Source organism: Stenotrophomonas sp. ASS1, from assembly GCF_004346925.1.
Taxonomy (GTDB): Bacteria; Pseudomonadota; Gammaproteobacteria; order Xanthomonadales; family Xanthomonadaceae; genus Stenotrophomonas; species Stenotrophomonas maltophilia_A.
On record NZ_CP031167.1, the window covers coordinates 3,807,912 to 3,821,226 of the forward strand.

Annotated in this window: 14 protein-coding genes; 10 read left to right on the plus strand and 4 right to left on the minus strand. The window is 67.3% G+C overall.

What is annotated here, in order from left to right; genetic code table 11:
* The first annotated feature begins 29 nt into the window (after window positions 1–29).
* A complete protein-coding gene (locus MG068_RS17615; RefSeq protein WP_240792088.1) occupies window positions 30–626 on the plus strand; it encodes a GrpB family protein in 597 nt (198 codons plus the stop codon).
* A 45-nt stretch (window positions 627–671) separates the two neighbouring features.
* On the opposite strand, the gene MG068_RS17620 is transcribed toward MG068_RS17615, so the two are convergent.
* A complete protein-coding gene (locus MG068_RS17620; RefSeq protein ID WP_032129893.1) occupies window positions 672–2,036 on the minus strand; it encodes a glutamate--cysteine ligase in 1,365 nt (454 codons plus the stop codon).
* Window positions 2,037–2,188: 152 nt separating this feature from the next.
* Here MG068_RS17620 and MG068_RS17625 point away from each other — a divergent pair, with 152 nt between their 5' ends.
* The gene (locus MG068_RS17625) at window positions 2,189–2,893 is read left to right on the plus strand and encodes a VIT1/CCC1 transporter family protein (RefSeq protein WP_032129894.1); all 705 of its coding nucleotides are present in this window, start codon (window positions 2,189–2,191) and stop codon (window positions 2,891–2,893) included.
* Window positions 2,890–3,714, plus strand: a complete 825-nt coding sequence (locus MG068_RS17630; RefSeq protein WP_049461834.1) for a helix-turn-helix transcriptional regulator — start codon at window positions 2,890–2,892, stop codon at window positions 3,712–3,714. The genes MG068_RS17625 and MG068_RS17630 overlap by 4 nt, the downstream gene beginning before the upstream one ends.
* Before the next feature lie 173 nt (window positions 3,715–3,887).
* On the opposite strand, the gene MG068_RS17635 is transcribed toward MG068_RS17630, so the two are convergent.
* Window positions 3,888–5,239, minus strand: a protein-coding gene (locus MG068_RS17635) for an IS3-like element ISStma2 family transposase (protein ID WP_132809301.1) whose coding sequence is annotated in 2 segments (ribosomal slippage) — window positions 3,888–4,792 and window positions 4,792–5,239 — 1,353 coding nt in all. Because the reading frame shifts where the segments join, the coding sequence is not laid out codon by codon here.
* A gap of 719 nt (window positions 5,240–5,958) precedes the next feature.
* On the opposite strand from MG068_RS17635, the gene MG068_RS17645 reads away from it, so the two are divergent.
* Complete coding sequence (locus MG068_RS17645; RefSeq protein WP_132810781.1) at window positions 5,959–6,930, plus strand: MBL fold metallo-hydrolase; 972 nt, start codon at window positions 5,959–5,961, stop codon at window positions 6,928–6,930.
* Between the two features lie 73 nt (window positions 6,931–7,003).
* Here the strand turns inward: MG068_RS17645 and yihA are convergent, their stop codons facing one another.
* Window positions 7,004–7,606 carry a ribosome biogenesis GTP-binding protein YihA/YsxC gene (yihA, locus tag MG068_RS17650; protein WP_132810782.1) on the minus strand — a complete coding sequence of 201 codons (603 nt, stop codon included), beginning with the start codon at window positions 7,604–7,606 and terminating at the stop codon, window positions 7,004–7,006.
* Between the two features lie 156 nt (window positions 7,607–7,762).
* On the opposite strand from yihA, the gene MG068_RS17655 reads away from it, so the two are divergent.
* From MG068_RS17655 to MG068_RS17670, 4 genes are all read left to right on the plus strand, one after another.
* The gene (locus MG068_RS17655; protein WP_032128969.1) at window positions 7,763–8,563 is read left to right on the plus strand and encodes a c-type cytochrome; all 801 of its coding nucleotides are present in this window, start codon (window positions 7,763–7,765) and stop codon (window positions 8,561–8,563) included.
* A 106-nt stretch (window positions 8,564–8,669) separates the two neighbouring features.
* Window positions 8,670–9,320, plus strand: coding sequence for a thiol:disulfide interchange protein DsbA/DsbL (locus tag MG068_RS17660; protein WP_049400466.1), 651 nt, complete (start codon window positions 8,670–8,672; stop codon window positions 9,318–9,320).
* A gap of 106 nt (window positions 9,321–9,426) precedes the next feature.
* A complete protein-coding gene (locus MG068_RS17665; protein WP_132810783.1) occupies window positions 9,427–10,257 on the plus strand; it encodes a thiol:disulfide interchange protein DsbA/DsbL in 831 nt (276 codons plus the stop codon).
* Between the two features lie 53 nt (window positions 10,258–10,310).
* Complete coding sequence (locus MG068_RS17670; protein WP_206138664.1) at window positions 10,311–11,048, plus strand: endonuclease/exonuclease/phosphatase family protein; 738 nt, start codon at window positions 10,311–10,313, stop codon at window positions 11,046–11,048.
* 59 nt (window positions 11,049–11,107) lie between these two features.
* Here the strand turns inward: MG068_RS17670 and MG068_RS17675 are convergent, their stop codons facing one another.
* Window positions 11,108–11,983: an EamA family transporter gene (locus tag MG068_RS17675; RefSeq protein WP_012512098.1), complete on the minus strand. Its 876-nt coding sequence runs from the start codon at window positions 11,981–11,983 to the stop codon at window positions 11,108–11,110.
* 72 nt (window positions 11,984–12,055) lie between these two features.
* Here MG068_RS17675 and MG068_RS17680 point away from each other — a divergent pair, with 72 nt between their 5' ends.
* Both MG068_RS17680 and MG068_RS17685 read left to right on the plus strand, forming a co-directional pair.
* On the plus strand, window positions 12,056–12,538 hold the full coding sequence (locus MG068_RS17680; RefSeq protein ID WP_049400468.1) for an Lrp/AsnC family transcriptional regulator: 483 nt from the start codon (window positions 12,056–12,058) through the stop codon (window positions 12,536–12,538).
* A 77-nt stretch (window positions 12,539–12,615) separates the two neighbouring features.
* On the plus strand, window positions 12,616–13,167 hold the full coding sequence (locus MG068_RS17685; RefSeq protein WP_071229523.1) for a M23 family metallopeptidase: 552 nt from the start codon (window positions 12,616–12,618) through the stop codon (window positions 13,165–13,167).
* Window positions 13,168–13,315 lie beyond the last annotated feature (148 nt).

Consider the following 13,315-nt stretch of genomic DNA (forward strand, 5'->3'; position numbering starts at 1 on the left):
TCGACGCCGGGCATGGCACCATGGTGGGCATGTCCGATATCCCGTTCGATCCCACCGCAATCACCACCTTCGCCGATGGCGACCCTGAGGAGAATCCCTGGGTTCTCGGCGCGCCGCAGCCGGAAGCGCTGCAGGTGGTGCCCTGGTCCACGCTGTGGGCCGACCAGTTCGAGCAGCAGCGCACGCAGCTGCAGGCGACACTCGGCAACACCGCGCTGGGCATTGAACATGTCGGCTCCACCGCGGTGCCGGGCCTGCCGGTCAAACCGGTACTGGACATCGACCTGCTGGTTGCCGATCCCGCCGACGAAGCGGCCTGGCTGCCAGCGCTGCAGGCACTGGGCTACGTGCTTACCATCCGCGAACCCTCGTGGTACCAGCACCGCATGCTGCGACTGCACGTGCCGCGCGTGAACCTGCACGTGTTCGCACCTGGTTGCGCCGAGCACCTCCGCCACTGCTTGTTCCGCGATTGGCTGCGCAGCCATGAAGATGACCGCAGGCGCTATGCACAGGCCAAGCAGGCAGCACTGCAGGGCAATGCCAACGTGCAGGCCTACAACCGCAGCAAGCAGGATGTGGTTCGCGGCATCTACGCGCGCCTGTTCGCAGCGCGCGGGTGGTGACGCAACGGCAGGTGCCGGCCCCGGTTGGCACCCGCCGGAACAGTGTCAGTACGCGAACTCGCGGAACACCGGATCGACGTCGCCGTGCCAGCGGCCATGGAACAGCGCCAGCTTGCGTTCGGCCGGGGTCAGGCCGGACTCGACGATCTCCTGCAGCACGTCCAGGAACTTGCTCTCGTCCTGGCCGTCGGCATTGCGCGCCGCGCGGCGCTTGAGGCCTTCGACGGAAATCTTCACCGCTTCACGGGCCAGGTCGCGCACGCTGCCAGTGCGGAACGGCAGGTTCATCGCATGCTTCGGCACGCCGTCACGCAGTGCATGGCGCTCGGCCAGGGTGAAATCACGTACCAGGTCCCAGGCCGCATCCAGCGCGGTGTCGTCGTACAACAGGCCCACCCAGAATGCCGGCAGCGCACACAGGCGGCTCCACGGGCCACCGTCGGCACCGCGCATTTCCAGATACTTCTTCAGGCGCACTTCCGGGAACGCGGTGGTCATGTGGTCCGACCAGTCGCGCAGCGTCGGCAGCGCGCCCGGCAGCACCGGCAGCTTGGCCTGCATGAAATCGCGGAAGCTCTGCCCGCTGGCGTCGTGGTAGATGCCATCGCGGTAGGAGAAATACATCGGCACGTCGAGCAGGTAATCGACATAGCGCTCGTAACCGAAGCCATCCTCGAACACGAAGTCGAGCATGCCGGTGCGGTCGGCGTCGGTGTCGGTCCAGATGTGCGAGCGGTAGCTCAGGTAGCCGTTGGGCTTGCCTTCGGTGAACGGCGAATCGGCGAACAGCGCGGTGGCGATCGGCTGCAGCGCCAGCGACACGCGGAACTTCTTCACCATGTCCGCTTCGGTGGCGTAGTCCAGGTTCACCTGCACCGTGCAGGTGCGGGTCATCATGTCCAGGCCCAGCGAGCCGACCTTGGGCATGTAGGCGCGCATGATCTTGTAGCGGCCCTTCGGCATCCACGGCATTTCATCGCGCTTCCATTTCGGCTGGAAGCCCATGCCGAGGAAGCCGAGCTGCAGCTCACCGGCCACCTGTGCCACTTCGTTGAGATGGGTGCCGGTCTCCACGCAGGTCTGGTGGATGGTCTCCAGCGCCGCGCCGGACAGTTCCAACTGACCGGCAGGTTCCAGCGTCACCGAGGCGCCATCGCGCAGCAGGGCGATGGTGTTGCCGTTCTCCTGCACCGGCTCCCAGCCGAAGCGGACCAGGCCGTTGAGCAGTGCCTCAATGCCGCGCTCGCCCTCGAAGGTCGGCGGGCGCAGGTCATCCAGGCGGAACCCGAACTTCTCGTGCTCGGTGCCGATGCGCCACTGCGCGCGGGGTTTCTCGCCGGAGGCGATCACCTCCACCAGCTGCGAGCGGTCGGTAATGGGTGTATCGGCGACGTGGCTGGGGCTCGACAAGGGGAAGGCTCGCTGGACAGTGGCGGGGGATGTGGGGCCCGGGGCCTTCCATCGCAAGGGCGCACTATAGCGTGGCGACCCGTTGCGTCATGCGACGGAGACGGTTTTCAGCATCCTACCGACGCCCTCTTGACCCTCGTACACTCGGGGCCATGAGCCGCCATTCACGACACCCCGAACTGCACCGCTCCGAGCGCGTCGGCTGGCTGCGTGCCGCCGTGCTGGGGGCCAACGATGGCATCGTCTCGGTGGCCGGCCTGGTGGTCGGCGTGGCCGCCAGCGGCGCCTCCGCGGCGACCATTCTGGCCACCGGCGTGGCTGGCACCGTGGCCGGCGCGATGTCGATGGCTGCTGGAGAGTATGTCTCCGTGCAGACCCAGGCCGACACCGAAGACGCCGACCTGGCGATGGAAAAGCGCGAACTGCACGAAGACCCGCACAGCGAGCTGGAAGAGCTGGCCGCGATCTACCGCCACCGCGGCCTGGAGCCGGCGCTGGCGCGGCAGGTGGCCGAGCAGCTCACCGCCCACGACGCACTGGGCGCCCACGCCCGCGACGAGCTGGGCATCACCGATACCCTGCGCGCGCGCCCGCTGCAGGCAGCGCTGGCCTCGGCCGGCGCCTTCACCTGTGGTGCGGCACTGCCGGTGCTGACCGCGCTGCTCGCGCCGGTCGACAAGGTCGCGATGATGACCACCGCCAGCACCCTGCTCGGCCTGTGCCTGACCGGCGCGATGGCGGCCCAGGCCGGCGGCGCACCGCCGGTACGCGGCGCGATCCGGGTGATGTTCTGGGGCGCGTTGGCGATGGCCGCGGCCGCCGGCGTCGGTCGCCTGCTCGGCGCACACGTGACATGACCGCCATGCTGCCCCCGGCCACCGCACTGCTGGCCGAGATGGCCAGTCTGGCGGGCTGTGAGCGCGCCGAAGGCTATGCCTGCATCACCGCCCGTCGCGAGCATGGCGCCAGCTCGGTGGAGATTCCGCAACCGCAGTTCGCGATCCTGCTGGAAGGCCGCAAGCAGGTGCGCACCGCGCACCAGTCGCTGGAATTCATCCCCGGCGACATCCTGCTGCTGACCCAGCGCTGCCGGATCGATGTGGTCAACACGCCCGACCCGGGGACCGGCCGCTACCTCAGTGCCATCGTGCCGCTGTGTGCCGAAGTGCTGGCGGCCGCACGCACGCTGTGGAGCGAGGACCTTCCCGCGCCGGGCCAGGCGATGGCACGTCTGCCGTTGATCGACCATGGCACAGTGCTGCGCCAGTGGCGGCAATCGCTGCAGGACGGCCGCTACAGCGAGGCACGATTGGCGCTGGCCTCGCTGGTGCTGACCCTGTGCCGGCAGGGCCACGGCAACCTCTTGCTGCCACAGGCACCGAGCCTGGGCGAACAGATCCGCGACCGCATCGCCGCCGAACCGGCACGCGACTGGCAATCGCGTGATGTGGAAGAACAGTTCGCGCTGAGCGGTGCGACCCTGCGTCGTCGTCTCGCCGCCGAGGACACCAGCCTGCGCCAGCTGCTCACCGAGGCCCGGCTGGCGCATGGCATGCAGCTGCTCTACACCACGGACCTGCCATTGAAGACCGTCGCAGCACGCGCGGGCTACCGGTCTGCGGCGAGTTTCAGCAAGCGCTTCGCCGAGCAATACGGACTGGCTCCCACAGACATTTGAAGGGGTTCGGCAGGGCTGCGCCCTGCACCCGCAGAGGCAACGGCAACGGCAACGGCAACGGCAACGGCCGAGGCAACAGCAACGGCGGGCTATCCGTGGGATGGCGGGGCGGTGTCGGAGTGCGGGGACGCCGTGAACCCATCCATGAAGTGACCCCCGAGACTTGGACGGGGTCAGGCGGCCGATTGGGCCTGCTCCCGGTACTTTACCGGGCTCAGACCTTTCAGTTTCAGTTTGATGCGTTCTTCGTTGTAGTACTGGATGTATTCCACCAGCCCAGCCTCCAGACTCTCGAGGCTGTCAAAGCTGTTCAGGTAGAAGAATTCCGACTTCAGCGTTCCAAAGAAGCTCTCCATCGCCGCATTGTCCAGGCAGTTGCCGCGCCGGGACATGCTTTGCTTCAACGAGTGCTTTTCCAGCATGTGCCGGTAGTTTTCATGCTGGTACTGCCAGCCCTGGTCGGAGTGGATCATGGGGCGCTCATCCGGGGAAAGCTTCTTGATGGCCTCCTCCAGCATTTGACCCACCAGATCAAATACGGGCCGACGCTTGATCTGATAAGCCACGATTTCGCCGTTGTAGAGGTCCATGATCGGCGACAGGTATAGCTTCATGCCCTGCACCTTGAACTCGGTCACGTCAGTCACCCACTTCTGGTTGGGCCGCTCGGCATGGAACTGGCGATTGAGGTCATTGCCAACCACAACATTGGCCGCCCCCTTGAAGGCCTGGTAGCGCTTCACACGCACCCGCGATTTCAGCCCCATCTCCCCCATCAGGCGCTGAACCCGCTTGTGATTGGTCCGATGACCCTGATTGGCTAATTCCAGCGTCACCGTGCGATAGCCATAGCGCCCTTGGCTTTGATCGTAGATTGCACGGATGCGCTCGCACAGGGCTGCCTCATCCTGATCCGGATGGGCCAGGACATGGTTCTGGTAATAGAACGTACTGCGTGACAGCTCAGCTGCTTCGAGCAGAAGCGACAGCGTATGAACCTGCCTCAATCCTTGGACGGCTTGCGCTTTGCGTCCTGCGCCGCCTGCTCTTCCCGGATCAAGGCATCGAGTTTTTTTAGGTAGTCGGTCTCCGCACGCAGATAGGCGACTTCCTTGAGCAGCTCATCGCGGCTCATATCTTCAGGCGGCTTGGACGAACGGGTCTTCTTCATCGGCTTTCGGGGCGGCGGCGGAGGGGGTGCCAACGCTTGGGCACCGCCTTGAGCATACAGGCGCCGCCATCGCCCCACCGCGCCGGCATCGCCAATTTGAAAGTAGGTGGTGGCCTCGCGCCCGGACAGGCCGTCCTGGCTCATCTTCTCCAGGACAGCCAGCTTGAACGGGAGGTCATAGGACCGGGCCTGGCGATGAAATCCCCGCCAACCATGCAGCCGATAGGTCGCCACCCAGCGCCTGACCGTGGAGAACTCCAGGCCGTGGCGACGGGCAATGGCTTTGACCGATGTGGAGGTCTTGCAGGCCTCTTTGGCGACCTGCAGTTTGAAACGCGCGTCGTATTTGTTCATGTATCCCTCGGGGTTGGATCTAGCGTCCAACTCCCGGGGGTCACTTCACCATGGGGGCTTGGCAGCCGCATCCATGCGGCTGACACCCCGCACTCCGACACCGCCCCACCTCTGACAGATCTCCGCGGCTGTTGGTAGGTGTCGACCTTGGTCGACACATCTGTCAGATATCGAATGAATCATCCACGCATTGCGTGGATCTACTGTGTCGACCAAGGTCGACCCCCACCAGGGCAATACGTCGTTCCAACAGATCGCAGAAAACTGTCGAAGGCGGGGTGGGTCCGGTTGCGGGGGCGTGAGCCGCATGGGCCCGAGGCATGCCTCGGGCGGGTTGGGCAGGACGCCCAACCCCGGTCTTGCCGTGTGCGCAGGACTGCGCACACGAGCAAGCGGCGACCGAGCTTACATGGGTGAGGGCGCTTTGCTTGCGAAGCATTGCTTCGCAAGCGCCCGAACGCACAGCCGCCAGCGGCTGGGCCGGGCCCCGGAGGGGGACTTGCAGCGGCCCCCGCAACCGGACCCACCCCGCCATCCCACGGATAACCCGCTGTTGCTGTTGCTTCGGCCGTTGCTGTTGCCTCTGCGGGTGCAGGGCGCAGCCCTGCAGACAACACCCCTTCCCTGAGCATTCCGCGTAGTGGTTTGAGCGCCGCACACACGTCGACCACGGCACGCTATACGGCAACGGAACCGCCCGTCGTCCACCGAGAACCACCATGACCCTGCGTCCCCTGCCGCTGCACCGCGCCCTGCTGTTGGCCCTGTCATCCCTGCCACTGGCCGCGCTGGCCGAAACCACGTCGCCTGCCCCCACCCAGCAGGTCCCGGGCGTCTACCACCAGCGCGTCGGTGCGCTGCAGGTCACCGCTCTGTTCGATGGCGTGGTCGCGCTGGGCCGGCAGGAAGTCGTGGACGTGCCGCCGACGCTGGTCAGCCGCCTGCTGGAAGGCCGTTACGTGCCCGAAGACAAGAAGGGCCTGCAGACCGCGATCAACGCTTTCCTGGTGCGCCAGGGCAACCACCTGACCCTGGTCGATACCGGTACCGCGCAGTGCTTCGGCCCCGGCCTGGGCCAGGTGCTGGGCAACCTGCGCGCCTCCGGCGTGGACCCGGCCGAGGTGGATGAGGTGCTGCTGACCCACGCCCATCCGGACCATCTGTGCGGCGTGCTCGACGCGCAGGGCAAGCTGGCCTACCCGAATGCCACGGTGTGGCTGTCCAAGGCCGATGCCGACTACTGGCTCAACCCGGCCAGCGAGGCCACCGCGCCGAAGGGCGTGCGCTTTGCCTTCCCGCTGGCGCGCAACGCGGTAGCGCCCTATCAGGCCAGCGGCCACCTGCGCACCTTCAGTCCCGGCGATGCCCTGCCCGGTGGCGCGGTGGCGATGGACACCCATGGCCATACGCCCGGCCATGTCTCTTACCGGTTCGACAGCCAGGGCCAGTCACTGCTGGTGTGGGGCGATGTGCTGCACTTCCATGCGGTGCAGTTCGCCCACCCGGAAGCCGCGTTCGAGGCCGATTCGGACCGCAAGGCGGCCACCGCCAGCCGTCGCAGCCTGCTGCAGCAGGCCACCGCCCACGGTTGGTGGGTGGCCGGTGCACACCTGCCGTTCCCCGGCCTGGGCCATGTGCGCAGCGAAGGCCAGGCCTATGCCTGGGTGCCGGCGGAATATTCGCCGTTGTGAGGGTGTGCCGACCAAGGTCGGCACCCACCCGATCCGGTAGCGCCCGGCTGCCAGCCGGGCGACGGGGGAGCGCTTACTCCAACCCCAGCCAGCCGCCGATCACGCCGCGGGCTTCGTCCACGCCGGTGCGGTCTTCGCCGGAGAACACCTGCACGCTGACGCTGTCGCCGTAGGCCGAGTGCAGTTCCTTGCGCACTTTCTGCAGGGTCTGCATCTGCTGGCTGCGGCTCAGCTTGTCGGCCTTGGTCAGCAACGCATGCGCCGGCAGGCCACGCTGCACGGCATAGGCCAGCATCTGCCGGTCGTAGTCCTTCAGCGGGTGGCGGATATCCATCACCACCACCAGGCCCCTCAGCGCATTGCGGGTGCGGAAGTAGCGGTCGATGAAGGCCTGCCAGTGCGCCTGCAGGTCCAGCGGCACCTTGGCGTAACCGTAACCGGGCAGATCGACCAGATGGGCTTCCGGGGTCACCTGGAAGAACACCAGCTGCTGGGTGCGGCCGGGGGTCTTGGAGACACGGGCCAGGCTGTTCTGCCGGGTCAATGCGTTGAGGGCACTGGACTTGCCGGCGTTGGAGCGGCCCGCAAAGGCCACTTCGGCCCCCTCATCGGGCGGCAGCTGCCCCATGTTGTGGGCAGAGAGGTGGTATTGAGCGCGTTCGATGAGCAATGACATGTGCATAGGATCGCATGTTGCGGCACCGCGCGCCCGGCCCAGGGCCCTCTGCCGGGAAAATGCTGCACTGCTGCGTTGACCGTGCGCGGAAACGGCGTTGATAATCCGGGCGATGCCGGCGGCCACCGCCCGGCCCGGTCCATACGGAGCTTTAGCATGCGCCACGCTCGCGTTCTTGCCGTATCCGCCCTTGCCACTGCCGTAGTTGTTGCCGCTGCTGCGTTCGCGCAGACCACGTTGACCCCGCTGCCCGACAACGGGCCGATCAACACCGCCTCGCTGGAGGTCGATTTCAGCAAGACCCACTGGGGCGATGCCAAGGCCGGCCAGACCAAGGCCTCGGCCTGCGCGGCCTGCCATGGCGCCGACGGCAATTCCACGGTGGAGATGTACCCGTCCATCGCCGGCCAGAGCGAACGCTACGTCGCCCAGCAGATGGCCCTGATCGCCAATGGGCAGCGCAGCTCCGGCGCGGCGGTGGCGATGGTGCCGTTCGTGCAGAACCTCACCCCGCAGGACATGCGCGACATCGGCGCGTTCTTCGCCACGCAGAAGGCCACTGCCGGCATCGCCGATGACACGGCGGTCACCGACGGCCCCTACAAGGGCATGAAGTTCTACGAGATCGGCCAGCAGCTGTACCGTGGCGGCGATGCCAAGCGTGGCCTGCCGGCCTGCATGGCCTGCCACGGCCCCAGTGGCGCCGGTAATCCGGGGCCGGCCTATCCGCACATCGGTGGCCAGCATGCCAGCTATGTCGCGCGCCGCCTGCAGGAATACCAGGCCGGCCAGACCAACGAGACCGACAAGGCGCACTTCCAGATCATGGCTGCGGTTGCGCAGAAGCTGAGCGAGCAGGAGGTGCAGGCGCTGTCGAGCTACCTGCAGGGCCTGCACAACAAGGCCGACGACGTGGCCGTTGCCACCGCGCCGGCACAACCGGCTGCCGCCCCCTGACCACCACTGGTCGGCCCGGGTCGCCACGCCGGCCCGCGGCTGCGGTATGTTTCCTTCACGCCGGCGACCGCGCCGGCGTTGCTTTTTTCAACGGAGATGCGTGTCGATGAGGTTGATTTCCCGCCTGCTGTTGTCTGTGCTGGTGCTGCTGCCGCTGGTAGCCTGCGCCGCCACCCCCGCCAATGCCCCGCTGGTCGAAGGCAAGGACTACGAGCGCATCGCCCAGCCGGGCCCGTTCCAGCCGCTGGCCGGCAAGATCGAGGTGGTCGAGGTCTTCGGCTACACCTGCCCGCACTGCGCCCGTTTCGAACCGCAGCTGGAAGCCTGGGCAGCCAAGCTGCCGGCCGATGTGCGCTTCACTCCGGTTCCGGCAGCCTTCGGCGGCGCCTGGGATGCCTGGGCACTGGCCTACTACGCCGCCGACGAAGTCGGCGTGGCCAAGCGCAGCCATGGCGCCGTGTTCAAGGCCCTGCACCAGGACGGCTCGCTGCCGATGCAGAACGTCTCGGCCGATGAGCTCGCCACCTTCTACAAGGCCTACGGCGTGACCCCGGACCGTTACCTGCAGGCCCTGCGCGGCGATGCCGTACAGAAGAAGGTCGATGCCGCCCGCGCGTTCGCCCAGCGCACCAAGATCCCCGGGACCCCGGCGCTGATCATCAACGGCCAGTACCTGGTCCGTGGCGACAGCTTCGACGACCAGCTGCGCATCGCCTCGGCGCTGATCGCCCAGGCCCGCGCCGCCCGCGGCCGCTGAACCAACACCCACCACCGACACGGCGCTTTCGCCGCCGCGTGTCATCATTTCCCCCTGGCCGGCGCATGACGCCGGCCCCACCTTTCCAGATGCTGGAGACGTTTCCATGAAGATCCGTTACGCCCTCGCCCTCGCAGCGCTGCTGCCGATCCTGGCGGCCTGCAAGGCCGACGACGGCAGCACCAACACCACCGCGGCCCCGGCCGAACCGGCTGCAGCTCCGGCGACCACCGAACCGGCCGCTCCGGCCGCGGGTACCGAAGGCGCCGCCCCGGCCGCTGCCGAAGGCGAGAAGGACGCGGCTGAAGCCGCACCGGCCGCTGCACCGGCCCCGACCACCACCGCACTGACCGGCCCGGCCCCGGTGGAAGGCGCCGACTACCAGGTGATCCCGAACGGCCAGCCGTTCCAGCCGGCCGCCGGCAAGATCGAAGTGACCGAGATCTTCGGCTATGTCTGCCCGGCCTGCGCCGCGTTCCAGCCGCTGGTCGGCCCGTGGAAGGCCGGCCTGCCGAGCGACGTGAACTTCGTCTACGTGCCGGCCATGTTCGGCGGTACCTGGGACAACTACGCCCGTGCCTTCTACGCCGCGCAGACCCTGGGCGTGCAGGAGAAGACCCACGAAGCCCTGTACGCTGCCATCCATTCGCAGAAGACCCTGAAGGGCGAGCGCGGCACCGATTCGGTTGACGACATCGCCAAGTTCTACGGTGCCTACGGCGTGGATCCGAAGCAGTTCGCCGCCACCATGGGCAGCTTCGCGGTGAATGCCAAGACCAACTCGGCCAAGCAGTTCGCCCAGCGCAGCCAGATCAGCGGCACCCCGTCGATCATCGTCAACGGCAAGTACCTGGTGAAGGGCAAGAGCTTCCCGGACATGCTGCGCATTGCCGACCACCTGATCGCCCGCGAACGCGGTGCGGCCCAGGCTCACTGATCCAAGAGAAGCGTTTCCCGGCCGTGAATTCCCCCCGTACACGGACCCTGCGCTTGCTGACGGCCAACATCCAGGCCGGCTCAAGTACCCGCCGCTACAGCGACTATGTGACCCGCAGCTGGTCACATGCGCTGCCGGCGGGCCGCAAGCGCAGCAGCCTGGACGCGATCGCCACCCTGGCGCGCGAACATGACATCGTCGGCCTGCAGGAGGCCGACCCGGGCAGCCTGCGCTCGGGCTTCACCAACCAGACCCACTACCTGGCCCAGCGTGCCGGCTTCAACTACTGGAGCCACCAGCCGAACCGGCGCATGGGCGGGGTCGCCTCCAGCGCCAACGGCCTGCTGAGCAAGCTGGAACCGGTGGAAGTGCAGGATCACGCCCTGCCCGGCCGCATCGGCGGGCGCGGCGTGCTGCTGGCCAAGTTCGGCGACGGCGCCGATGGCCTGGCGGTAGCGGTGGCCCATCTGTCGCTGGGCGCGGGCTCGCGGATGTCGCAGCTGGGCTTCATTGCCGAGCTGCTGTCCGACCATCCCAATGCCGTCCTGATGGGCGACTTCAACTGCCTGGCCGAACGCCCGGAAATGCAGGTGCTGTACCAGAAGACCCGGCTGCAGCCCCCCGGCTGCATCGTGCCGACCTTCCCCAGCTGGCGCCCCGATCGCGCCATCGACCACATCCTGGTCAGCAGCGGCCTGCAGACCCGCACCGTGGAAGCCGTACCGGCCGCGTTCTCCGATCACCTCGCCCTGGCGATGCAGATCGACGTCCCGGACGACGCCCTGCGCTGACCGCTCCTGGTGGGGTGCCAACCTTGGTTGGCACGCTCTCCGCCGGGCATGGCCCGGCGCTACCCCGCCTGCACCACCGGCACCTTCAGCCGCCGCGCGGTCATCGTGCTGCCCACCGAGGCCAGCACCGTGCAGCCGATCGCCAGCCACTGCAATCCATGCAGGTGCTCGTGCAGCAGCAGCATCGCCCACAGCGCGGCCACTGCCGGCTCCATGCTGATCAGGATGCCGAAGGTCTCCTTGGGCAGGCGCTTGAGCGCCATCATCTCCAGCGACATCGGGATCGCGCTGGACACCAAAGCCACCAGCAGGCCAGCGGCCAGGATCTTCGGATCGAGCAGTGCGGCGCCGGCATGCACCACGCCCACCGGCACCACCACCAGCGACGCCGCCAGCAGCCCCAGCGACACCGAATGCCCGGCGTGCAGATGGCCGGCACGCTTTCCGAACACGATGTACAGGCCCCAGCACGCCGCCGCACCCATGGCATACAGCACGCCGGCCGGATCCAGCGCCGGGCCGCCACCGATCGGCAACAGCAACAGCAGCCCCACCGCCGCGCAGCCCACCCACAGGAAGTCGATCGGTCGCCGTGATGACAGCATCGCCACCGTCAGCGGCCCGGTGAACTCGATGGCCACCGCGATGCCGAAGGGAATCGTGCGCAGGGCCATGTAGAACAGCAGGTTCATCAGGCCCAGGGTGAGCCCGTAGCGCAGGATGGTGATCGCATCCACGCGGCTGGTCTTCCAGCGCCATGGCCGCCAGAACAGCAGCAGCAACAGCGCCGAAAAGCCCACGCGCAGCGCGCTGGTGCCCTGGGCACCGATCAGCGGGAACAGGTGTTTTGCGTAGGAGGTGCCGATGGCCAGCGAGGTGACCGAGCCGAGCACCGCCAGCGCCGGCAACATCGGCGCGAATCGTGAAGTCTGCATGCGCAAAGTCTATTGCGCCGGTGCCGAGCACTTGGCTCAATTGACGGCCCGTTCGTGCAACTTCTGCTCGCCATGGCCACCGCCCCCGTGCTCGACAGCTTCGACCGCGCCATCCTCGACCTGCTGCAGCGGGACAACACCCTGCCGCAGCGCGAAATCGCCGAGGCCGTGCACCTGTCCACCCCGGCCGTGCAGCGCCGGATCAAGCGCCTGCAGGACAGCGGTGTGATCGCGGCCAATGTGGCCGTGGTCGCTGCGGCGAAGGTCGGACGACCGCTGACCATCATCGTCGAGGTGCGCGTGGTCAGCGAGCAGCGCGAACGCGTGGCGCCGTTCAAGCGTCGCGTGCAGGACGACCCGGCCGTGCAGCAGTGCTACTCGATCACCGGCGATGGCGATTTCCTGCTGTTGCTTTCGGCGGCGTCGATGGAGGAGTACGAGGCGATCACCGAGCGCTTGTTCGGTGGCGATGACAACATCGAGCGCTTCCGTACCTCGGTGGCACTGGGCACCTTGAAGCGGAGTTTCGAGGTCCCGCTGGCACCGGTTCTGTAGCGTCGAGCCATGCTCGACTGCGTTTTTACCGCAAAGCAACAGCCGTCGAGCATGGCTCGACGCTACAGTCGGAGACCATGAGCACTCCGTCCTCTCCTGCCGGTCGCCTGCGCCGCTGGCTGCTGCGCGGTCTGTGGCTGGCCATTGCCGTCGTTGCCGCGATGGCGCTGTGGAACAGTCCCTGGGCCGCCGCACCAAAGATGCTGTGGACACTCGCGCAGATGCCGCCGGCCACCGAACTCCCGGTGCCGGTGGAGGGTGTGCGCCCCCGCCAGATCGCCGATACCTTCGGCGCGCCGCGCGGCCGCGACCGCTCCCACGCCGGCATCGATATCTTCGCCCAGCGCGGCACGCCGGTGCGCAGCGTCACTGCCGGCGTCATCGCGGATGTCAGCGAACGCGGCCTCGGTGGTCGCCAGGTCTGGGTGATCGGGCCCGGGCGGGAACGCTACTACTACGCGCATCTGGAAGGCTGGGCCGAGGGCCTGGCGCGCGGCCAGGTGGTGCAGGCCGGTGACCTGCTCGGCCACGTGGGCGACAGCGGCAATGCCAAGGGCACGCCGCCGCATCTGCACTGGGGCATCTACGGCACGAACGGCCCCCGCAACCCGTTGCCGTTGCTGCGCTGATCGCCACGGCGCACCCGCGCACCGAACCGTTCATGATTTGTAAATAGGAATAGTTCGTATTACCATTTCTTTCGTTTCCGGTGGTGCCAGGACGGCCTGCCCGCCCTTCCCCTACCCGTAGCGCCTCGCCTCCTGGATGCCGGCCGAA